Source organism: Leptolyngbya sp. CALU 1928 (genome assembly GCF_056784215.1).
This window is the reverse complement of sequence record NZ_JBXBCE010000001.1, coordinates 3,296,861-3,316,725: the sequence shown is the minus strand read 5'-3', so window position 1 is coordinate 3,316,725 and position 19,865 is coordinate 3,296,861. Positions and strand designations below refer to the sequence as shown.

Sequence of the window (19,865 nt, the reverse complement as noted above, 5' to 3'; positions counted from 1 at the left end):
GATTAACCCATGAATCTCTCGCTTTCGGTGATCATTCTTGCAGGCGGGCAAAGTTCTCGCATGGGCAGAGATAAGGCGCTGATTTTGGTGGACGGTATTCCATTACTACAGCGAACCTGTGCGATCTCATTACAGTGCGCTCCTCACGTATTTGTTGTCACCTCGGCAACAAGAGACTACTCGAAAATCCTCCCTGATCGCTGCTGTGTGATTGAAGAAAAACCTCTACCCGGTGAATTTAAACCCCAGGGACCATTAGTCGGTTTTGTTTACGGATTATTGCAGGCTCAAGAGAAAACTCAAACAGAGTGGGTGTTGCTGCTGGCGTGTGATTTACCTAGACTCAATCAGGAAATTTTGCAACGGTGGCTGCGGCAGTTACCACCGGCTAATGACGCAATTGCTCTGCTCCCAAAGGGTAAAAAAGGATGGGAGCCGCTGTGTGGTTTTTACAGAACTAATTGTTTGCCAAGCCTGACTCGGTTCATTAATCAAGGAGGGCGATCGCTTCAGGCATGGTTAGCTCAAACCTCAGTTCAAGTCGTTCAGTTTAGCGATGATCCCGATACCAAGCAACAAGAACAGGCAATGCTGTTTAACTGCAACACGCCAGCAGATCTGCGGCAAATTAGTTAAGACTGTTGTTCTAAGAGACTCATTTGTTGCCACCAGCGATTGAGCGGAAAATAAATCACGGGTGCCCACAGACTGCTGAGAACCGCCGATCCCAAAGCGATTAGCTGATGATAAGTCCAGATTTCCACCAGAGAGCGATCGCCTTGAATACTATACTGAATCGCCATCACGGTTTCTGCCATCACTGCCATCGCAAAGGCAATCAGAGCCACTGAAATAAAATCTTCTCGAAGATACCGCTCTTTTCTCAAACGAGCCGTCAAAACTCCCACCAGCATCAAACTGATTACATGAGTAGGCGTATGGGCAGTCATACCATCTTGAATCAGCCCTAACGCTACCCCCGCTAATGCACCCTGCACCACAGAACGCTTCACACTCCAAGCAACCACCCAAATGAGTAGCCAGTTGGGTCCGATTCCTGCCAACTCCATTCCAGGTAGGCGCGTGGGCGAAATCATTAAACAGAGTAGTACCGACAGAGCCGTCACCCCGCAGTTCACAACAACACGAGCGCCAGGACGGTCTTGCAATCGCTCAAACAAAGACTCGTTTCTCATAGCGGCGGCTCTGTTGGCTCGGACTGGGCGGGAATAGATCCGCCTGTATTTTGATTGGGTTGCCCAGTGCTAGAGGGAGCAATCTGACCAGACGGTTTATGGGGATAGACTACTGCCCATTCTAAAAAACTAATCGGCGTAGATAGCTCAATCACGGCTTCAGGAGCAGGACTTTTATTTAAGTTGATCGATTGCACTCGCCCGATTGGTAAGCCTGCCGGAAATAGTTTACTCAAGGAGGACGTGGCAATTACATCCCCTTGACGCACATCAGGAACCTTATCAAAAAACTCCATGATGGCGCGATTGGATGTTTGCCCTCGCAGATATCCCATATTACGGCTGCGGCTAACCGTCGCTCCGACGCGGCTAGAAGGATCGCTTAGCAACAAAACTCGACTGGTGTTTGGGGTTGCAGAAACGACTCGCCCAACGACTCCGCCGGGAGCCATCACAATCGAACCGGGTTGAATGCTATCTTGAGTTCCTCGCCCTAATATGAGATGCTGCCACCAATGATCAGCACTCCGACCTATGACAGGTGCAGTAATTCCAGGCTTTTTAGTTTCAGAGATATAGCCAACGAGCGATCGCAACTGTTGGTTTTGACTTTCCAACTCTGTTAACCGCTGCTCTAACTCTTGAACTTGAGCATTTTCCAACGCCGCTTTGCGTTCTAAATTGGGTTGAAAGGGAAAAGTCAGCAGCTTATAAGCTTCATATAAAACTGCGCCCTCGGTTTGCTGCAAGAAAGCAGCAGAGCCAAGAGCCAGACTCGCTAAAATAATCTGTAAGCGGTGACGACCCCACCAGCGGCGTAGCGTAAACATGCAATAAACAGGTTTGCGAAAAGGCTAACTCCCCAGTCCGAGCGTCAGAATAAACCTTTTTTCAAAATATAATATTGAAATGATTTATTCCGCGCCAGAGACACTTAAAAATTGCGAGAACGACCACTGAAGACTCGTTCAAGCTGTTTGAAATTCTCTAATACTCTACCAGTACCCAACACGACGCAACTGAGTGGGTCAGCCGCCACATGTACTACAATCCCCGTTTCGTGGCTAATGAGTGTATCTAACCCTTTGAGCAAAGCGCCGCCGCCTGCCAGCATAATTCCGCGATCGATAATATCTGCTGCCAGTTCTGGAGGAGTCCGCTCTAGGGTACGCTTCACCGCATCCACAATGACCGAAAGCGGTTCTGCCATACTTTCTCGAATTTCGGCACTTTTTACAGTGACCGTCCGCGGCAAACCAGAGAGCAAATGTAAGCCTCGCACATCCATTTGAGCATCGTCATCAATAGGATAAGCAGAACCAATCGTGATTTTAATTTCTTCAGATGTCCGCTCACCAATGACAAGATTGTGAATCTTCTTCATGTAGTGGGAGATTGCCTCGTTCAATTCGTCGCCTGCAACCCGCACAGACTCGCTCAAAACGGTTCCCTGCAAGCTAAGAACGGCGACTTCTGTGGTGCCACCTCCAATATCGATAATCATGTTTCCTGTTGGTTCAGCAACAGGCAGTCCTGCCCCAATCGCGGCTGCAACGGGTTCATCAATCAAGTAAACATCACGCGCTCCAGCTTGGGAGGCTGCATCCATCACGGCTCGACGCTCAACCCCAGTAACTCCGCTAGGAATGCCAATCACAATTCGAGGAGCAACAAGCGTTTTGCCTTCGTTAACCCGCGCAATAAAGTGCTTCAGCATTAACTCGGCAGTATAAAAGTCTGCAATTACCCCATCCCGTAGTGGACGCAGTGCAACGACGTTGCCGGGAGTCCGCCCCAGCATTCTTTTGGCATCTTCTCCAACCGCCAAAGGAACATTCTCGTCTTGATCCATTGCCACCACGGATGGCTCTTGCAAAACAATCCCTTTGCCCGACACGTAGACCAACGTATTGGCAGTGCCAAGATCGATACCCATATCCCGTGACAGGGAAAAGCGACTGAAAAGACCCACTAGTCTCTATGCCTCAAAGAAGGAACAAGTTAAATGCAATCTTAAAAAATGCGATCGATTAGAAACCAATTAAGCCGACTAAATCAATACAGTAATCTAAAGGGGATTCTATTACGCTTTTGCTTACTCGTCTAGGTAGAAAGTGATCTTTCGTATGGAGCCTACCTCTACAAATCTGACCTAATCTAAATTCAACCTAGTAAATCAATTTAAATTCGTAGAACATATTGCATATCAACTACAAATTGCGGTATTTGCTCTGAGCTTCCCACTCTACATCAATTTTCCCTTTTTATTAAAAGGATTCTGATTCGTGATTGGCTAGCTACCATGAAATGCTTGCTGCAAGTCTTTTTTCGACAAAAGAAGTCTAAGGCGATAAGATCGTATGTATTATTTTGAGTTGAACAAGCTCTGTGAGCTAAGCAAAATTTTCGATTAAAATAAGTGGTCTTGCTAATACTGCGCTTTTACTTTCAACGAGATGAATTATGAGTTTAAATGTTGTGACATTAGTGGGTCGAGTTGGGGGAGATCCTGACGTTAAATATTTTGAATCGGGAAGTGTCGTCTGTAACTTGACCTTAGCAGTCAATCGTCAAACTAAGAATAACGACCAGCCTGATTGGTTTAATTTAGAGCTTTGGGGAAAGACGGCTGAAGTGGCGGCAAATTACGTCCGTAAAGGCAGTTTGATTGGCATTACAGGTTCGCTTAAGTTTGATAGTTGGAAAGACCGAAATACTGGGGCAAATCGGTCTAAACCAGTTGTGCGGGTTGAACGGATGGAACTATTGGGTTCTAAACGGGATAACGAAGCCGAAGGAGCAAGTGGGGGCGGGTATCAGGATGAGTTTTAAGCCATAGAGGGTAACGAGGTGAAGGGAATCGATTCGTCTATCTATTCACCTCGTCACTTCTAATGCTTTCTTTAATAGCTGATTTGCAACGTAACGGAGGCTTCAACCTGCTGCTCTCCACCGATCACGGGACTAGGTGCAGCAGCGGCTTTGAGTTCCATTGCGTCTGCTCTTAACGGACGTGGAGGCGGTGTAAAAGCACCATTAATTTGGATGCCGACTACATCTTTACGAGTTAGATTGAGAACGCTCAATACAGCATCCGCTTGAGATTGGGCATCCTGGGTGGCCTCTTTTAAAGCAACTTTCTGGGCACCCGCGATCGCGCCTTCAGTGGCAACAAAGCTGACTCCATCAATCCGCGTTGCTCCTGCTTTAACAGCATCATCCAGCAGCGCCCCTGCTTTGGATGTTGCGACCCGGAAACTTACAATATTGCTAGCGCTGTACCCCGTTAGGGTTTGGTTGCCGTTGTCATAGCGATAGGTGGGATTCAAATTAATTCCAGTGGTTTCTAGCTTTTCAACCTTGCGCGATTTCAACAAATCGACCACTGCGTTTGAGCGCTGAGCAACGATTTGTTGCACCTCGCTAGCAGTTTTCCCTTGAGCTTCTACCCCAAGCCGTACCTGAGTTAATGTTGTTGGGACAAATTCGGTGCCGCGTCCGCTGACCGTTAGGGTTCTTTGGAATTTTTCTTGGGCGATCGCAGGTGGGATCAGGCATAGGCTCGTGATTCCAAGCATGAGCACAAACGGTTTCCAAGAGCGCTCAAGCCATTGATGAGCCAGCATGGATGATTTCATAGTAATCCCCTCACAGACGAATTAAATTATTAGGATGTCCTCACTTTGACACTGGTAGACCTTTACTAGGATCTGGTTACAATTTTGGAACATAATTTTAGAAATTAACTATAAGAAGAGAGACGCTACATGTAGCGTCTCTGTGGATTGACAGTTTGAAAATAAAAGCGCTAGATGGCAGGAACCACGTTAGGAAAAATCATCCCCAGTACCTTAAATAAGATTGAGTTGACAAACGTGAGCGCGATCGCACCCAAAATTGCGCTAATGACCCCCATCCGAAGACGGAACCCTTCGATTAGCCAAGCAGACAAGCCAAAAATAATTGTGTTGACCACCAACCACAAAATTCCCAGTGTGAGAACATTGAGAATCTTACTGCCAGCCATCCAGCCTAAAGCCCAACTCAATATCCCAAACACAACCCCAGCTAGCAGGGCTTTACCAATACCATCTATTTCAATTCCTAAGAAGGGAATTTTTGAAATTAATAGCAATGCGATCGCGGTAACGATCGCCCCAATAATAAACGGAATTAAAAAGTCCATGGCATACTCCTCTCAATATGTGAAATTACATTAGAGGGAGCAGTTAGCTAAGGTCAAGTGCGTTTTGCAGTCTGTAAGGAAAATATATTAGATATGCCTGCTATTTTGGCTGAAAATCTTAGCAAACGGTATCCAGTCACCGTGAAGGAATCGGGCTTTCAAGGAACTGCCCAACACTTTTTTCGCCGTAACTACCAGACTGTCAGTGCGGTGCAGGCGGTCTCTTTTCAGATTGAACCGGGCGAAGTCGTGGGTTTTTTGGGGGCAAACGGAGCCGGAAAAACAACCACGCTCAAAATGCTGACAGGGCTGATTCATCCATCTGAGGGCAGGGTTCAGGTGGCAGGATATGTGCCATTTCAGCGAAAAGCAGGATTTTTGCGAAAGATTACCTTGGTGATGGGGCAAAAGCAGCAGTTGATTTGGGATCTGCCAGCCATGGATTCGTTACGGATCAATGCGGCAGTGTATGGGATTAGCGATCGCGCCTTTCAGCAGCAAGTCAGCGAACTCACCGAAATGCTGTCTCTAGAAGGCAAACTTACTCAGCCAGTTCGCAAGCTTTCTCTGGGAGAGCGGATGAAAGCAGAACTGCTCGCTGCCTTGATCCATCATCCCGAAGTCTTGTTTTTAGATGAGCCAACCTTGGGATTAGATGTCAATGCCCAAGTGAGCGTGCGGGAATTTCTGCGCGACTATAACCAACGCTATGGGGCAACCGTTCTGCTCACCAGCCACTACATGGCAGATATCACCGCTTTGTGTCACCGAGTGCTAGTGATTCACCAAGGCGGGATGATTTACGATGGAAGCTTAGCAGGCTTAGTCGATCGCTTTGCACCTTGTCGGGAGGTAACTGTGGAGCTTTCCCAGGTGTACCCAATTGATCAACTCTCTCTCTATGCCGATGTGGAAGCAACAGAAGATCAGGTCAAAGGTCAGACTGTAAAATTTTTGGTATCCCAAGACGCGCTGACGCAAACAGTGGCAAAAATATTGGCTGATTTAACAGTGGTGGATTTAGCGGTGACAGAACCGCCGATTGAAGAGGTGATTGGGCGAGTGTTGCGATCGGGGTTAGCCACATGAATCGAATCGCAAGAATTGCCCGTGAACTGACCGTCGTTTATTACGCCTATATGGTGGAATATCGGGCGGAGTTAGTATTGTGGGTGCTGTCTGGATCGTTGCCATTTATCCTCATGGGCGTTTGGATGCAAGCTGCCCAGACAGGACAATTTGGTCTTTCTCCCGTGCAATTCGCCCGCTATTTTCTAGCTGCATTTCTGGCGCGGCAATTTACAATTGTGTGGGTCATTTGGGAGTTTGAACGAGAAATTGTGGAAGGGCGCTTGTCATTCCGGTTATTGCAGCCCCTTGATCCAATCTGGCACTATCTCGCCTCTCACCAATCCGAGCGACTGGCTCGTCTTCCTTTTGCTTTTGTGCTGATTGGCGTGTTTTTTCTGTTGTATCCCGCCGCTTTTTGGATACCCAGCTTAGGAACTCTGACGCTGTTTTTATTGGTAATTACGCTTGCTTTTATCTTGCGATTCCTAATGCAGTACACGCTGGCAATGTTTGCGTTTTGGACAGAGCGGGCTAGCGCCTTAGAGCAATTTTGGTTTTTATTTTACTTATTTCTCTCTGGCTTGATTGCTCCCCTGGAAGTGTTTCCGCCTGCGATTCGTGAGTTTGCCCTGTGGACTCCGTTTCCCTACTTGGTGGGGTTTCCCGCCAGTATTTTGGTCGGGCTACCAGTCGATTTAGGACGAGGACTGCTAGTTATGATTGGATGGAGCGCAGTTTTTTTTGGGATTTATCGGTGGCTCTGGCGCAAGGGTTTGCGGCGTTATTCGGGGATGGGGGCATGAGGCTGCTTCTGCAAGGTCTTACTTGAAGAATCTTTAAACTCTGAAAGCCAAGAGGTCATGTTCTTTCTCCCTTGGCTTTCAATCCATTTGCAGGTTTTCAGCATTGGCGCTGAAAATTGCTGCGACTAATGATGGTTCTCATTGACTTACTTTTTCTCAGCCATTTTGGCACCCAGTTCGATGTGCATCCGTTGCACTGGGTCTGGAGCGCTAACGGTTGCTTTCGCTTTTGCAAACCAAACTTTCGCGAGTTCCCAAAATCTTCCAAGCTGTTGTTTTAGTTGCTGATAGCGATCGCCATATTTTTCCGACAGTTGAGCATCTACTGAATTCAAGCGAGTTTTCACTTCAGCATAGCGCTCCATCAGCACAGCATATTGCGGAGAGCGTTTCACAGCATTCAGCGCTGCCGCCATCAATGATTGCATATCCGCAGAGGTTTGGTTCCCAGAGTTCTCGATTTCAGCCAAAACACCCCCAATATCCGCTGCATTATGATTGCTATCGTGGATGCCTTCCACAATGCCTTCCACCGATGCATTCACCTCGGCTTGAGTGTTGTTGCCCGTTTCATTCAGAATGTCGATCACACTTGCCATACTGTCTTTGGCGATCGCCCGAACTCCACCCGACCCGTCTTTTACTTCTGCAATAGATTGAGCCACCGCAGTTTTGAAAATCTCGCGAATTTTTTCAACTCGTAATCCACCTTCTGCTTTTGCTTTTTGTAAGTCCGCCGTGATTTTTTCTTTGATTACAGTAGCCATGGGGAATCTCCTTAAAGAGTATTAAAAACTAGTGGATAAGAAAGTTTCTACCTAAGAAATCACTAAACTAGACTAACTAACAGAAACACTTTCAACATCAATTGCAGGTGTTTGAGTATCCACTGTTGAAATGGGCGTTGAGCCATTAGAAAATTTGTTTTTTTGAGCTTTGAGGCGATCACTCATGATCTGAGAAACTTCTGAAACAAGCACCGTTACAATTAAGCCATCATCAATCATGCCAACGACTGGCAAAAAATCCGGGAGTGCATCAAAGGGATCGACCAAATAAGCCAAACTGCCTAAAATCAACCACCAACGCCATTTAGGGTTCCGAATAGTGCTGCGATACCAATTAAAAATCCAGTTTGAGACTGCGGTCACGGCAAATATGTTTTTCACTTGATTCCCTCTGATTCACCTATTCATCATCCCAAACAGATCTGAATAAATCTGGTGTGGAGAACCCCACGATTTGTCGTAGTAATCCCACTTTTTGCGGTCAGCCGATCCAACTTGAGCGGTTATCCGAAAAGGGGGACAGGAAAAGGGAAAAGGTTTTGTATTGAGGCAGAAAGTTAGAGCATCACAGTACTTAGTCTTATAAACTCTGGAGATTCAGCGCTACCATAAACTTTATCCAGAGGAGAAAGTTCACCTGAAACCTGTCACCTGAAACCCGAAACCTGTACTAACTATGGAAACAGCAACCTTTGGAGCCGGATGTTTTTGGGGCATTGAAGCCGCTTTTTGCCGAGTTGAAGGCATCACCAAAACTTCTGTTGGCTATATGGGTGGACACTTTGAAAACCCAATTTATTTAGATGTTTGCGCTCGAATTACCGGACATGCCGAAGTGGTGCAGGTGGAGTATGATCCCGCGATCGCGCCCTACACAGCCTTATTAGACTTGTTTTGGAGTATTCATGATCCCACTAGTCTGAATCGCCAAGGAGCCGATCGCGGGGATCAATATCGCTCCATCATTTTCTTTCATACACCTGCCCAGAAAATTGCTGCCCACCATTCCAAAGAGGCGATGGGGCAATCGGGTAAGTACGATCGCCCAATTGTGACCCCCATTGAACCCGCTTCCCAATATTGGTTGGCAGAAGAGTATCACCAGCAGTATTACGCGAAAAAAGGGCGGCGCTAAATTCCTTTTAGCCTTGCTAATTTCAACCTTGATAGGCGCATAATTCAGTCTTAAGGTAGTTGTTTCAAGGTGAAGTAGCGGATAATGTGCAGGCGAAAGAAAGCGAGGATTTAGGTGAATACTATTTTGGAACGAGCGAGAGCGCTAAAACAAGAACTAACGGATTTCGTTTTAGATGCGGAAGGAGAAACCGCGATCGCCCTAGAAGCCTTCAGCGCTGACCAATCTACTCATTCTTATCAATCAGAATTACACCAGCGCAACTTAGTGGTTGATCGCTTTTTGGTCGAAGGAACGGTGAATGATACAACCCCGATTCAATTGTTTTTAGAGCAATCAGCCTCATTCACAGACAGTGATCGCGCCTTGTTGCAAAGTTGGCATCGTGCATTCATTGGTTTGTTTGAAATTGTACAAATTTTGCCCGATGGGTTTGAGCTACTCAACTGGACAACCGCCAAGCAATATCGTGTTAAACCGCTAGATGGCACTGCATTCCAAACCACTATGGCACGGCTGAAAGTGGGCGAAATTTTGCTGACTCAGATTGCTCCCCTAACAGAGGATGAATGGATACTTTTTGGTGATTGGACATTGCTGGGAAAATTGGGTAAGCCCAAACTAGCTGTGGCGATCGGTAACTTTAAGAAAGCCTATCCCGCTTTTCTCTATAGCGATGCACCTGAATTAGTAGAAGAAGCATGGCGATCGGTCGAGCATTACCACCAAGACTTCTTAGACTTTTTTGGCAGCGATGAAATTACGTTGCCAGGATATCAATTCAGCAAAAAACTAGCCGAGTTTCAAACCTACATTACCCAAAAACAAGTAAAGAGTGCGGGTCTAGATGAATCACTAACCGTGGCAGAATTAGCCCAGAAAATGGGTACATCCACAGACGAAATCACCTCTGCGGCAGAAGCGTTAGGGGCGGATGCCAAAACCATTACTCAACTGCTGGATAGTAAAGCTTCCGCTCAAATGGTGGCTCCGCAAGTTGAGTTGCCGACGCATCTAAAACAAGCAAAACAAGTGACTGCTTTGACTCATCCTCAATGGGGACAACTCTTTTTAACAACTTATCAGGCACTCAAAACACTGTTAGAAAGCGATGATTGGCAGACTAATCCCAATACTGAGAAACAAATTCTTCAGTCCTTAGAAAACACTGAAATGAATAGCTTTGTTTGGCATCGACTCGCCGCTCAACATCCAACAGCGTTGCAATCCATCTTGCAAGTTGCTTTGAAACGTCCAGAATTCAACTTGCAGCAGGATTTAGATACCCTTTTGTTAGACAATAAAAAACCTTTAGAGCCAACATTGCCTGAGATTGCCAGCGTTCCTCTACATTTGCATGAACTATTTCAAGATGCAGTTTTGGAGGTGAATAAAGATCGAACAAAATCTAAAGTGAAACAGCCTAAATCAGGGTTTGGAGCAAAGAAGTAGAATTACGCTCGCTGCTTTACTTTGTAGCTCTCTATCTTTAGGCTATGTCATCTTACTTCTCTAGAGGGACGTGTCTTAAAGGTTGACTCGATAATATCGTATCAACGGTTAAAACAAACGTTTTCGGAGATTAAAAAAATGGGTCTTATCGCATGGTTGGTTTTGGGCTTGTTGGCTGGCGCGATCGCTAAAGCAGTCTATCCTGGCGCTCAAGGCGGCGGCATCCTTTCCACAATGTTGCTTGGTATCGTCGGCGCATTTGTAGGCGGTAGTTTATATACTCTTCTAACGACGGGTGCGCTCAATCTGAGTTCAGTTGCACTTACTATTCCCGGTGTCGTCATTGCCGTTTTGGGAGCAATGGTTGCAATCTTCCTCTGGGGCTTAATGACCCGCAACGCAGCGTAGCCTGATAATAGCTATCTCTAGCTATCTCTTGTAACGCGGCACCTCACAACAATTTTGAAGCTCTCTGTAACTTAAGCACGGTTATGGAGAGTTTTTGTATGAGAACCGCAAGAAATCTTTAGCCAAATGCTTTCACTAGATAAGCTAATCATCATTTAAGTTACAGTCTTGATAAAGCTTAAAAACCTCTATGCAACAAGAGGCGTAACCCCTTGTTGCTGCAATTTGAGCATATCAGCTTACTGTGCTGGTACCTCCTACCCATTAATATGCTAGTGATAAGAATTAGGATACTTAACCTAAGTTCGCTGTTACAAGGAGGATTTCCTTGAAAAAGCTCTCTGAAAAAGCTGCTACAGGTGGATTTGCAGTCGCATTGCTAGTGTTGGGCGGAGTCAGCGCTAGCTCTTATGGGACTGTGCAGCAGTTGGATGAAGATCGGCGTAAGGTACAAAATACTCATGCAATTATTGAGTCGATTCACAAGACGTTCAACAGTGCTGCAAATACTGGAAAGGGGCAACGGGGATATATTCTCTCAGGCGGAAAGGATGCGGCGGCGCGCCAAGAGTTTTGGAGCAGTGTGGCAAGCACCGATCGCGCGATCGCCAAATTACGATTATTAACTAAAGATAATGCCCTACAGCAGCGCCAGTTGGAGACGCTTGAACCTTTAATCACCAGCAGAGTCGCTCGTCTGCAACAATCGATTACACTGATCCAACAAAATCCATCAAACCAATCGGCACAAACCGAACTCTCTCAACAATCTTTAAGCTTGTACCAAAAAATTGAATCGAAACTGCAAGCGATGATCGCGGTCGAACAGGCTTTTTTAGCGCAGCGCTCTGCAAGCGTCGATCACAGTGTGCAACGCGCTTTGTGGAGCAATGGACTTGGCAATGCCTTGGGGTTTAGCCTGCTAATCGGCATATTTTCGTTGCTTCTACAGCAAATTCGCGATCGCTACCGGGCAGAAATGGTACTTCAGGAGGCAAACGATCGCTTGGAAGCAAATGTGCAAACGCGCACCCTGGAACTAGCCCAAGCCAATAATGCTTTGCAAACTGAATTGGCAGAGCGCAAGTTGGCAGAGCGATCGCTTTTGAACAGTGAAAAGCAGCTTCGCCTAATTACCGATGCCTTACCTGTTCTGATTTCCTATCTCGATTCAGAACAGCGCTATCTTTTTAACAACAAAACCTACGAAGAATGGTTTGGAGCCTCTCAAAAAGATTTGACTGGGCGATCGCTGAAAGATGTAATCGGCGAATCTGCCTATCAAGCCATTCGCCCCTATGCTGAAGCGGCTCTAGCCGGACAACAAGTTTGCTATGAAAGCTTGGTGCCTTATCAAACGGGGGGCGATCGCTGGGTTCAGGCAACCTATATTCCCGATTTTGGCGAGCAGGGAGAAGTCCGAGGTTATTTTGCATTGGTCAGCGACATTGCCGAAGTAAAGCACCATCAAGTTGAACGGCAACAGGCAGAGGAACAGATTCGCCAAAGTGAAGAACGCTTATACCGGATCTTACAAACTATGCCAGTTATGCTGGATGCCTTTGATCATAACTTCAACCTTATTGAGTGGAATCATGAATGCGAACGGGTGACAGGCTATAGTGCCGCTGAAGTGGTGGGCAATCCGCAAATTATGGAACTGCTGTATCCCGATGGGGCATATCGTCAGCAAATGCTGCAAGCATGGCGCGATCGCGGCAATGATTATCGCCATTGGGAATGGGATATCGCCTGTAAAGATGGCAGCATCAAAACCATTTCATGGTCTAGCATTTCTGACCAATGTCCCATTCCCGGTTGGATATTTTGGGGAATTGGCGTGGATATTACGGAAGCGAAGCGCGATGAAGTGGTTCGCAAGTCGGCTGAACAAGAAATCATTCAACTCAATCAATCGCTCAATCGTCAGATCAAACAATTAGAAACCTTGCTGGAAGTGATCCCTATTGGCATTGGCATTGCTCAAGATCCAGACTGTAAACATATCAAGGTGAATCCTGCTTTTGCCAAACAATTAGGCATTCCCTCCAACATCAATGCTTCTCTCAGCGCTTCGCCAGAGGAAGCCCCTAAGTTCAAGGTGTATCGGCATGGCAGAGAAATGCTTCCCGAAGAGCTACCCATGCAATATGCTACGGCTCACGGAGTTGAAGTGATGGATGTGGAAGTAGAAGTGGTGCATGAAGACGGCAAGGTTGTGACGCTGCTAGAATATGCCGCCCCCTTGTTTGATGAGCAGAATCAAATCATTGGCTGCGTGGGTGCTTTTTTAAATATTAGTGACCGTAAACGAGCAGAAGCAGCCTTACAACAAATGAACGAAGCATTAGAGATCAAAGTTCAGGAACGCACAGCCACCCTAAACCAAGCAAATGAAGAGTTAACTCGCTCTAATCAAGAGCTAGAGCAATTTGCCTATGTGGCATCTCACGACTTACAAGAGCCTTTGCGAGCAATCACAGGCTATACGCAACTGTTAGCGAAAGACTACCCCGATCAACTCGATGCAACCGGACAGCAATACACCGCTTATGTGGTAGAAGGGGCAGCCCGGATGCAGCAATTAATCCAAGACCTGCTGGAGTATTCTCGTATTGGCACTCGCGATTTGATGCTCACCTCGACCGATTGCACTGTTGTATTGAAGCGGGTGCTAGAGTGTTTGCAACCCGCGATCGCCCAAAGTAATGCCATCATTACTCACGATCCCCTTCCAATCATCACTGCCGATAAAACCCAACTTGCCCAGCTATTACAAAACCTGATTGGCAACGCCATCAAATTTAGACGAGAATCATCACCCCATATTCATATCAGTGCCACCTGGAATTCTGGCGAAGGGCGATCGCACTATCTATTCAGCATTCAGGATAATGGCATTGGCATCAAGCCTCGTTATCTTGAACGAATTTTTGAAATCTTCAAACGGCTCCACACCCGCCGCGAGTTTCCTGGCACGGGGATCGGATTAGCCATTTGCAAAAAAATTGTAGATCGCCACAAAGGGCATATCTGGGCAGAATCTGAACCCGGCATTGGCACCACTTTCTATTTTACCCTCCCTCACCCCGCTCATGGTTATTCAAACCTTCAACTCAATCGAGATTCTGCTGATTGAAGACTCTCCCAGCGATGCGAATCTAACGATGCAAAGCCTCCAACAAGCCAAAATTATTAATCGCTTGCATTGGGTTGAAGAGGGCGAAGCCGCAATGGATTTTTTATATCACCGGGGAGACTATGCCGATGCCCCCCGCCCCGATCTGATTGTGCTTGATTTAAACTTACCTGGAATGGACGGTCGAGAGATATTAGCAGAAGTGAAAGGAGACCCAGATTTAAGGCGAATTCCGGTAGTAGTGCTAACCACTTCAGCCAATGAAGCAGATGTGCTTCGTTCCTATGATCTCAATGCCAATTGTTATGTGACCAAACCGTTCAATGTGCAGCAGTTTATTCAAGTGGTGCAGTTGATTAGCGATTTTTGGCTAACGGTTGTGAAGCTACCTCCAGAGTAGCGATCGCTCTAGCAGTTCTTTTATACACTTGTGAACTTCTCACTCTACATTCCGTATGCGTCGCTAAGTAAAATATCTGTCCATAGGAGAAGCCCCATCGCTAATCTGGCAAGTAAAAATAGTTGTTCAAGAAAAATACAGATGTTCCAGCATTAGGATAGAGTCATTTTAAAGTCGAGTTCCTCAGATAAATTATATTTTCAGTCCGTTTTTTTAGCGCTTTCCTCATTCTGAAAAATCAGTTTCATGGACACACTACCCGTGCAAATCTTGTTGGTGGAAGATAGCCCAACAGATGCCGATTTAATAAGACAGGTTTTTTTGCACTGCGGCAAGGAACAATGGCACTTGACCCATGTTGAGCGGTTGACAACCGCGATCGCTCACTGCGATGAAACTGCCTACGACGTAGTTTTATTAGACCTTGGCTTGCCTGATTCTGAGGGTTTGGAAACCGTCACTGAATTTCGGGAGAATGTCCTCACAGTTCCAGTTGTGGTATTGACGATGATGGATGATGAAGAATTTGCCTTACAGGTGATGGCGCGGGGAGCACAGGACTATCTCGTTAAAGATCAAATTACAACTCAATTGTTAGTGCGCTCAATTCGGTATGCGATCGAGCGAGAACGGATTTTCCAACAGCTTAAAAACAGCGAACGTACCATGTTGAACGCTTGGGAACAGGAGCAGGAGTTAAATCTGCTGAAGTCAAGCTTCATTTCTATGGCATCCCATGAATTTCGCACCCCAATGACAACCATTCGCACCTCAGTTGAATTGCTGCAAAAGCGCGATCGCGAATTGACTGAGCAAAAAAAGAGCGATTACTTTGAGCGAATCAAAATGGCAATTAAACAGATCACCCATTTATTAGATGAGATATTGCTCTTAGGCAGCGGTGAAGCAGGAGGTTTGCGCTATCGACCAGAACCACTCGATTTAGAGAAATTTTGCATTGAACTCATAGAGGACTTGCAGTTTAGCCATCACCAGCACTACACTATCACGGCTGAATATAAAGGAGATTGCTCTGGTGCAGTGATGGATGCGGGTCTGCTGTGGCACGTTCTCACCAATTTACTTTCCAATGCCATTAAATATTCTCCCGCAGGAAGCAGTGTGCAATTCAGCCTACTCTGTCAAGCCAGTACGGCTACTTTTCAAGTGCAAGATCACGGCATTGGCATTCCCTTAAAAGACCAAAACCACTTGTTTGAGACGTTTTATCGCTGTAGCAATGTGGGCAAGATTCAAGGAACAGGGTTGGGGTTGGCGATCGCCAAAAAATGTGTTGACCTCCATCAAGGAGACATTCAAGTGACCAGTGAGTTGGGAAAAGGGACACTATTTACAGTGATGTTGCCATGTGTCCCTCGGTCGCAAGTGATCTAAGTCACAAACTTCATCCTTAAATCTCACACCAGTGCAGGCTTGCCAATCACCCAAAACCCACGCCAGAAGAACGATAGTTGGATCATCGAATTTGGCACACCTTCATGATCTCCATCTGTCTTTTACCTACTGCCTTACCAGAATTATTTGCTCAATCTAGCTCTACGGGTAGGCTTACGTTAGCGGATCGCTATGGCATGATGGCTACTATCCTGAGTGTTCAATCGACTCAGGAAGAGCTACATCTCATTGATCGCCTGCTCTATGGACTTCGTAGAGGCAGAATAGAAGTCGTTGATGAACTGTCTTCTGTTCTGGCAAGGCAATGGTCTTAAGGACTTTAGTTCGCTGCAAAATCATCTCAATAGTCACTAGGAAAACGATGGAAAATAGAACCAAGCAGTTAATCAGATTTCTTCAGGAGGAGTTAGCGATTCCCTCTGATAAAATTCCTGACATCATTCAACAGTGTCAGAATATGAACCGATTACCTGTGGTTTTATGGCAGCAAAAATTGATTACTATTCCTCAACTTGATCGCGTTTTCAAATGGCTAGAGGGTTTTATTCGCTCAGCCGCTTGATATAAAACTTAGATTACGGTTAGTTTCAATAGCCGCGATTATTGAACAACACACTGCCTATAAACAAACTTATCGTCAATTTCGATGGAGGCTTCTTGGTTGACCATCGTGAGTAAAGTACGTTTAGCGGCGAATTTGAGTCCTTCCCTCGCATCCAACGGCAGCAGTTTCAAAGTGGCAGTCCCATCTAGCTTCAGTTTAGCTTTGTCTGGTTTGACCATCACCTCAAAGGTCTTGCCATCTCCACACGCGTATCTAAAGTATTCTTCTTGAGCTTGGGCTGGAAAGATGGCAACGGTAGCGAACAAGGGCAAAATCAATCCGACGGCATTAATGATTTTCACGGGGTTTTCCTGCGTAATTTGTAGCGATTACGCTTAGAATACCCACCTAGATTTTAAGCAGGATAAGGTTAGCCCAAAACTTTATCCTTTCCTCTGCCTTCATAAAGATTGCATCAATATCGATGACTACTGCCTCCGAAATTGACTGTCGGGCGTAGTGATGGTTGGCGCGATCGCAGACATGGTGTGCAACATGGAGGGTTGGCTCGACTCTATGGGCATAGCGGGATTGAAAGTGGGTTGAGTAGAACCTTGAGCCGTAATCTGCACCACATTAGGAGTGAACAGAAAAATATTCTCCCCCAATCGCTCTTGATGCCCATCGATCGCAAACACTCCTCCCGCCACAAAATCAACTGAGCGTTGTGCCTGCTCCGGGTCCATGTGCAGCATGTTCAAAATGACCGACTTCCGTTCCCGCAAAATCCTGACGGCTTGGGGAATTTCCTCAAAGGAGCGGGGCTGCAAAATCACAACTTCTGAAATGCCCGATGCCCGATTTGGCATCCCAATCACGTTATTTGCTGAAGCGATCGTCCGATCACGGGGCAGCATTGCCGCTTCTTGTACCATCGTTGGATTTTGAGCATACTCTTCATCGCCATACTCATAGTCGTAGTCGGCTTCATCAAACTGCTCTGCAAACCCAAACGAATCCCAAACACGCCGGAAAATATTCATGCCAAGCTAGCTCCAGGTCAATTTGCCCGTATCTTAGTTCATTTGTCCTACTTATTACAATTACAAATGCAAAATAAAATGCGATCGCAAAAGAATCTCAGAACAACCCAGCGACAGGCTGAGTTAGCTAAGGCGAGGGCTTGGTAGATAGTAGCCGATGGAAATGAACTGGGAACACTTTTTTGCGATCGCAGCACGATTCAACCAGTGATCTTGCAAAAAACTAGCTTTACTAGGGCGATCGCTCACCTTAACGACAGCCAAGGGATTCTCGTGTATCAATGTTCGTTACAGGGTTGATGCCGCTGGCAGTTTTGCATAATCGCAGCACTTGTCCGCGATCGAGGGCTGCATCACTAAAATCGGCTCCGGTCACTATCGTATCTTTGAAGCTAGACTTCAGCATCATGGCAGACGTGAAAATTGCATTGCTCAGGTTTGCGCCTGAAAAATCTGTGAGATAGGCAATCCCATTGCTAAAATCAATGCTGCTTAAATCCGCATTCACTAGGCTGGTTCCGTTAAATACAACGCCCCGTAGATCCGCACCTTTAAAGTTTGCATCCTTAAAGTTTGCATCAGCAAATTCAGCTCTAACCAAGTTTTGCCCAGAGAAATCTTTGTTGATCGTCTCGTTATCATCGATCGCCCGAATTGCCGCCGAACTCGCTGCATAAGCAGGATTGGGCGAAAATTGAACCGATATCAGTAGAGCAATCAAGAGTCCGAAGAAAAGACGAAATAATCGCATAAAGAATGTACTTAGAAATTAGCGTTCCTTCGTCAAAGTAACACTTGCGGCATTGAAAGGCAGTGTTCTTCTCACAAAGATGCTGCTGTTTTTGCAAGATTTCCGGCTTAATCCTCTTGGGGTTGCTCAGTCCACAGGGACGTGGTTTGCCTCATGCTGAGAAAATCTCCGTTTCCCAAAATTAAATGATCCAGTAACGGAATGCCCAAAAACTGCGCCCCTGTAAGCAATTGACGAGTTAGAGATAGATCTTCCGGGCTGGGTTCCACATTGCCAGAAGGATGGTTGTGGGCAACGATAATCCGAGTTGCACCCTGTTTCAGCACTTCTCGAAAAATCTCGCGGGGATGCGCCAGAGTTTCGGTCGCGGTGCCAATACTGACTACACGAGTGCCCAACAGTCGATGCTTTACATCTAAAAACACGACCGCAAACCGTTCTTGCGCTTGCCACATCAAATCGTGGCTCAGGGCGGCGGCAGCTACAGCTGGATCGTCAATCAGCGTCGTTTCGGCAGGACGCGATTGAAAAACGCGTTTACCCAGTTCGATCGCCGCCAGAATCGTAGTGGCTTTTGCTTCTCCAATTCCCGGAACCCTCGTCAACTCGGCAACAGTCACAGTTCGCAACGCAGACAGCGGATCTTGTTGATATTTACCCAGTTCATGCAGCAAATATTGCCCTAAACCCACCGCCGAAAGCTTGCCGGCCCCTTGCCCCGTTCCCAGCAAAATTGCAATTAGTTCCGCGGTAGCGAGATGGCGCGAACCATAGGATATCAAGCGTTCGCGTGGACGTTCGCTTGCAGGCATATCTGCAACTTTGAGGGAATAAGTCATGGATGCACCGAGAAATTTAGGAAAAACAAGAATATTGTTCAGTTATTCCCAAAATCGGTGCGTTTAGAACTATTTTCGATGGTGCATTAAAAAATAGTGGGATCAGGCGCGATCGCTGAATCAAAAAAGCTAACTATCTCGGCAATAGCTTGACAGCATTGGGCAGATACTCACAAGTGTCTCTGTTACTCTATCTTCATAAGGTATTGTTCACTGATCGGGTCATGGGCAAACGCCAGATAGACATTGGAATAGGGCTTGGTTTTGCCAATGGACACCGCAGGGGTGAAGTAAGCTTGTCCGGGTTGCAGCCGCACCGGGGACACTTTTCGCCACTGACCTTTAAGCTGAAACTGGAACGAGCGTTTAATGGTCAATTGACTTGTAGAGGAGTTCGTTCACAGTAGGACAACGCGGCTTCTCGGTGAATGTCTGTGGGGACTCTGGTAAACCACTTGGCGCGGAAAGATGGTTGCTCGATCGCGACCGCACCGATAGATCCAACGTCTGTCTGCCCCCTTCATACATACCAAATCGGGTTTCCGCTTGTTATTCCCGTGAAAAATTAACATCCTCATAATCAGTCAAAAGATCCTACTCAAGAATCTAGTCGGAATGAATCACATCATGCATCCACTGTGATTGATGATATCCCTTGGCGACTATCCATATTGAGATGCGCTAGATTGGGATT

25 protein-coding genes are annotated in these 19,865 nt (G+C 46.4%); 12 read left to right on the top strand and 13 right to left on the bottom strand.

Annotation, left to right across the window (positions count from 1 at the left end; all coding sequences use genetic code 11):
• Positions 1-9: 9 nt before the first annotated feature.
• A complete protein-coding gene (locus AC1S5B_RS15525; protein ID WP_482036571.1) occupies positions 10-636 on the top strand; it encodes a molybdenum cofactor guanylyltransferase in 627 nt (208 codons plus the stop codon).
• Here the strand turns inward: AC1S5B_RS15525 and mreD are convergent.
• The 3 genes from mreD to AC1S5B_RS15510 all read right to left on the bottom strand — a co-directional run bounded on the left by mreD (position 633) and on the right by AC1S5B_RS15510 (position 3,132).
• On the bottom strand, positions 633-1,196 hold the full coding sequence (mreD, locus tag AC1S5B_RS15520; RefSeq protein WP_482036570.1) for a rod shape-determining protein MreD: 564 nt from the start codon (positions 1,194-1,196) through the stop codon (positions 633-635). The two genes, AC1S5B_RS15525 and mreD, sit on opposite strands and share 4 nt — an antisense overlap.
• Positions 1,193-2,026 carry a rod shape-determining protein MreC gene (gene mreC / locus AC1S5B_RS15515; protein ID WP_482036569.1) on the bottom strand — a complete coding sequence of 278 codons (834 nt, stop codon included), beginning with the start codon at positions 2,024-2,026 and terminating at the stop codon, positions 1,193-1,195. The genes mreD and mreC overlap by 4 nt, the downstream gene beginning before the upstream one ends.
• A gap of 104 nt (positions 2,027-2,130) precedes the next feature.
• Positions 2,131-3,132 carry a rod shape-determining protein gene (locus AC1S5B_RS15510; protein WP_482036568.1) on the bottom strand — a complete coding sequence of 334 codons (1,002 nt, stop codon included), beginning with the start codon at positions 3,130-3,132 and terminating at the stop codon, positions 2,131-2,133.
• 527 nt (positions 3,133-3,659) lie between these two features.
• Here AC1S5B_RS15510 and AC1S5B_RS15505 point away from each other — a divergent pair.
• Positions 3,660-4,028 (top strand): single-stranded DNA-binding protein, encoded by a 369-nt coding sequence (locus AC1S5B_RS15505; protein WP_482036567.1) that lies wholly within the window; start codon positions 3,660-3,662, stop codon positions 4,026-4,028.
• Between the two features lie 71 nt (positions 4,029-4,099).
• Here AC1S5B_RS15505 and AC1S5B_RS15500 read toward each other — a convergent pair whose 3' ends face one another.
• Together AC1S5B_RS15500 and AC1S5B_RS15495 are read right to left on the bottom strand one after the other, a co-directional pair.
• Entirely contained in the window at positions 4,100-4,834 is a 735-nt protein-coding gene (locus tag AC1S5B_RS15500) for an SIMPL domain-containing protein (protein WP_482036566.1), read from the bottom strand.
• 170 nt (positions 4,835-5,004) lie between these two features.
• The gene (locus AC1S5B_RS15495; protein ID WP_482036565.1) at positions 5,005-5,382 is read right to left on the bottom strand and encodes a phage holin family protein; all 378 of its coding nucleotides are present in this window, start codon (positions 5,380-5,382) and stop codon (positions 5,005-5,007) included.
• A gap of 93 nt (positions 5,383-5,475) precedes the next feature.
• On the opposite strand from AC1S5B_RS15495, the gene AC1S5B_RS15490 reads away from it, so the two are divergent.
• Both AC1S5B_RS15490 and AC1S5B_RS15485 read left to right on the top strand, forming a co-directional pair.
• Positions 5,476-6,471 carry an ABC transporter ATP-binding protein gene (locus AC1S5B_RS15490; protein WP_482036564.1) on the top strand — a complete coding sequence of 332 codons (996 nt, stop codon included), beginning with the start codon at positions 5,476-5,478 and terminating at the stop codon, positions 6,469-6,471.
• Positions 6,468-7,256 (top strand): ABC transporter permease, encoded by a 789-nt coding sequence (locus AC1S5B_RS15485; protein WP_482036563.1) that lies wholly within the window; start codon positions 6,468-6,470, stop codon positions 7,254-7,256. Before AC1S5B_RS15490 ends, AC1S5B_RS15485 begins: the two co-directional genes overlap by 4 nt.
• Positions 7,257-7,402: 146 nt before the next feature.
• Here AC1S5B_RS15485 and AC1S5B_RS15480 read toward each other — a convergent pair whose 3' ends face one another.
• A complete protein-coding gene (locus AC1S5B_RS15480; protein WP_482036562.1) occupies positions 7,403-8,023 on the bottom strand; it encodes a hypothetical protein in 621 nt (206 codons plus the stop codon).
• Between the two features lie 72 nt (positions 8,024-8,095).
• Positions 8,096-8,425: a YkvA family protein gene (locus AC1S5B_RS15475; protein WP_482036561.1), complete on the bottom strand. Its 330-nt coding sequence runs from the start codon at positions 8,423-8,425 to the stop codon at positions 8,096-8,098.
• A 295-nt stretch (positions 8,426-8,720) separates the two neighbouring features.
• Between AC1S5B_RS15475 and msrA the strand changes: the two genes are divergently transcribed.
• From msrA to AC1S5B_RS15435, 8 genes are all read left to right on the top strand, one after another.
• Positions 8,721-9,179, top strand: coding sequence for a peptide-methionine (S)-S-oxide reductase MsrA (gene msrA, locus AC1S5B_RS15470; protein WP_482036560.1), 459 nt, complete (start codon positions 8,721-8,723; stop codon positions 9,177-9,179).
• 114 nt (positions 9,180-9,293) lie between these two features.
• Entirely contained in the window at positions 9,294-10,631 is a 1,338-nt protein-coding gene (locus tag AC1S5B_RS15465; protein ID WP_482036559.1) for a hypothetical protein, read from the top strand.
• A gap of 138 nt (positions 10,632-10,769) precedes the next feature.
• Positions 10,770-11,039 (top strand): GlsB/YeaQ/YmgE family stress response membrane protein, encoded by a 270-nt coding sequence (locus AC1S5B_RS15460; protein WP_482036558.1) that lies wholly within the window; start codon positions 10,770-10,772, stop codon positions 11,037-11,039.
• A 328-nt stretch (positions 11,040-11,367) separates the two neighbouring features.
• Positions 11,368-14,178 carry a PAS domain S-box protein gene (locus AC1S5B_RS15455; RefSeq protein ID WP_482036557.1) on the top strand — a complete coding sequence of 937 codons (2,811 nt, stop codon included), beginning with the start codon at positions 11,368-11,370 and terminating at the stop codon, positions 14,176-14,178.
• The gene (locus AC1S5B_RS15450) at positions 14,135-14,578 is read left to right on the top strand and encodes a response regulator (RefSeq protein WP_482036556.1); all 444 of its coding nucleotides are present in this window, start codon (positions 14,135-14,137) and stop codon (positions 14,576-14,578) included. The genes AC1S5B_RS15455 and AC1S5B_RS15450 overlap by 44 nt, the downstream gene beginning before the upstream one ends.
• Positions 14,579-14,824: 246 nt before the next feature.
• Entirely contained in the window at positions 14,825-15,973 is a 1,149-nt protein-coding gene (locus AC1S5B_RS15445) for a sensor histidine kinase (RefSeq protein WP_482036555.1), read from the top strand.
• A 77-nt stretch (positions 15,974-16,050) separates the two neighbouring features.
• Complete coding sequence (locus AC1S5B_RS15440; protein WP_482036554.1) at positions 16,051-16,308, top strand: hypothetical protein; 258 nt, start codon at positions 16,051-16,053, stop codon at positions 16,306-16,308.
• Positions 16,309-16,355: 47 nt separating this feature from the next.
• The gene (locus AC1S5B_RS15435; protein ID WP_482036553.1) at positions 16,356-16,556 is read left to right on the top strand and encodes a DUF2949 domain-containing protein; all 201 of its coding nucleotides are present in this window, start codon (positions 16,356-16,358) and stop codon (positions 16,554-16,556) included.
• A 38-nt stretch (positions 16,557-16,594) separates the two neighbouring features.
• On the opposite strand, the gene AC1S5B_RS15430 is transcribed toward AC1S5B_RS15435, so the two are convergent.
• The 6 genes from AC1S5B_RS15430 to AC1S5B_RS15405 form a co-directional block, all read right to left on the bottom strand.
• Entirely contained in the window at positions 16,595-16,900 is a 306-nt protein-coding gene (locus tag AC1S5B_RS15430; protein ID WP_482036552.1) for a hypothetical protein, read from the bottom strand.
• 126 nt (positions 16,901-17,026) lie between these two features.
• Positions 17,027-17,581 (bottom strand): cell division protein SepF, encoded by a 555-nt coding sequence (locus AC1S5B_RS15425; RefSeq protein ID WP_482036551.1) that lies wholly within the window; start codon positions 17,579-17,581, stop codon positions 17,027-17,029.
• Between the two features lie 123 nt (positions 17,582-17,704).
• Positions 17,705-17,845, bottom strand: coding sequence for a hypothetical protein (locus AC1S5B_RS15420; RefSeq protein WP_482036550.1), 141 nt, complete (start codon positions 17,843-17,845; stop codon positions 17,705-17,707).
• On the bottom strand, positions 17,832-18,332 hold the full coding sequence (locus tag AC1S5B_RS15415) for a pentapeptide repeat-containing protein (protein WP_482036549.1): 501 nt from the start codon (positions 18,330-18,332) through the stop codon (positions 17,832-17,834). The genes AC1S5B_RS15420 and AC1S5B_RS15415 overlap by 14 nt, the downstream gene beginning before the upstream one ends.
• Positions 18,333-18,439: 107 nt before the next feature.
• Entirely contained in the window at positions 18,440-19,171 is a 732-nt protein-coding gene (radC, locus tag AC1S5B_RS15410) for a RadC family protein (protein ID WP_482036548.1), read from the bottom strand.
• Positions 19,172-19,356: 185 nt separating this feature from the next.
• Positions 19,357-19,548, bottom strand: coding sequence for a hypothetical protein (locus tag AC1S5B_RS15405; RefSeq protein WP_482036547.1), 192 nt, complete (start codon positions 19,546-19,548; stop codon positions 19,357-19,359).
• Positions 19,549-19,865 lie beyond the last annotated feature (317 nt).

What these genes read in the sequence shown, in the direction of transcription:
- AC1S5B_RS15510 (WP_482036568.1), bottom strand. Translation starts at nt 3,132, where the DNA reads ATGGGTATCGATCTTGGCACTGCCAATACGTTGGTCTACGTGTCGGGC.
- AC1S5B_RS15450 (WP_482036556.1), top strand. Translation starts at nt 14,135, where the DNA reads ATGGTTATTCAAACCTTCAACTCAATCGAGATTCTGCTGATTGAAGAC.
- AC1S5B_RS15490 (WP_482036564.1), top strand. Translation starts at nt 5,476, where the DNA reads ATGCCTGCTATTTTGGCTGAAAATCTTAGCAAACGGTATCCAGTCACC.
- msrA (WP_482036560.1), top strand. Translation starts at nt 8,721, where the DNA reads ATGGAAACAGCAACCTTTGGAGCCGGATGTTTTTGGGGCATTGAAGCC.
- AC1S5B_RS15485 (WP_482036563.1), top strand. Translation starts at nt 6,468, where the DNA reads ATGAATCGAATCGCAAGAATTGCCCGTGAACTGACCGTCGTTTATTAC.
- mreC (WP_482036569.1), bottom strand. Translation starts at nt 2,026, where the DNA reads ATGTTTACGCTACGCCGCTGGTGGGGTCGTCACCGCTTACAGATTATT.
- mreD (WP_482036570.1), bottom strand. Translation starts at nt 1,196, where the DNA reads ATGAGAAACGAGTCTTTGTTTGAGCGATTGCAAGACCGTCCTGGCGCT.
- AC1S5B_RS15415 (WP_482036549.1), bottom strand. Translation starts at nt 18,332, where the DNA reads ATGCGATTATTTCGTCTTTTCTTCGGACTCTTGATTGCTCTACTGATA.
- AC1S5B_RS15495 (WP_482036565.1), bottom strand. Translation starts at nt 5,382, where the DNA reads ATGGACTTTTTAATTCCGTTTATTATTGGGGCGATCGTTACCGCGATC.
- AC1S5B_RS15480 (WP_482036562.1), bottom strand. Translation starts at nt 8,023, where the DNA reads ATGGCTACTGTAATCAAAGAAAAAATCACGGCGGACTTACAAAAAGCA.
- AC1S5B_RS15435 (WP_482036553.1), top strand. Translation starts at nt 16,356, where the DNA reads ATGGAAAATAGAACCAAGCAGTTAATCAGATTTCTTCAGGAGGAGTTA.
- AC1S5B_RS15460 (WP_482036558.1), top strand. Translation starts at nt 10,770, where the DNA reads ATGGGTCTTATCGCATGGTTGGTTTTGGGCTTGTTGGCTGGCGCGATC.
- AC1S5B_RS15425 (WP_482036551.1), bottom strand. Translation starts at nt 17,581, where the DNA reads ATGAATATTTTCCGGCGTGTTTGGGATTCGTTTGGGTTTGCAGAGCAG.
- radC (WP_482036548.1), bottom strand. Translation starts at nt 19,171, where the DNA reads ATGACTTATTCCCTCAAAGTTGCAGATATGCCTGCAAGCGAACGTCCA.
- AC1S5B_RS15525 (WP_482036571.1), top strand. Translation starts at nt 10, where the DNA reads ATGAATCTCTCGCTTTCGGTGATCATTCTTGCAGGCGGGCAAAGTTCT.
- AC1S5B_RS15500 (WP_482036566.1), bottom strand. Translation starts at nt 4,834, where the DNA reads ATGAAATCATCCATGCTGGCTCATCAATGGCTTGAGCGCTCTTGGAAA.
- AC1S5B_RS15445 (WP_482036555.1), top strand. Translation starts at nt 14,825, where the DNA reads ATGGACACACTACCCGTGCAAATCTTGTTGGTGGAAGATAGCCCAACA.
- AC1S5B_RS15505 (WP_482036567.1), top strand. Translation starts at nt 3,660, where the DNA reads ATGAGTTTAAATGTTGTGACATTAGTGGGTCGAGTTGGGGGAGATCCT.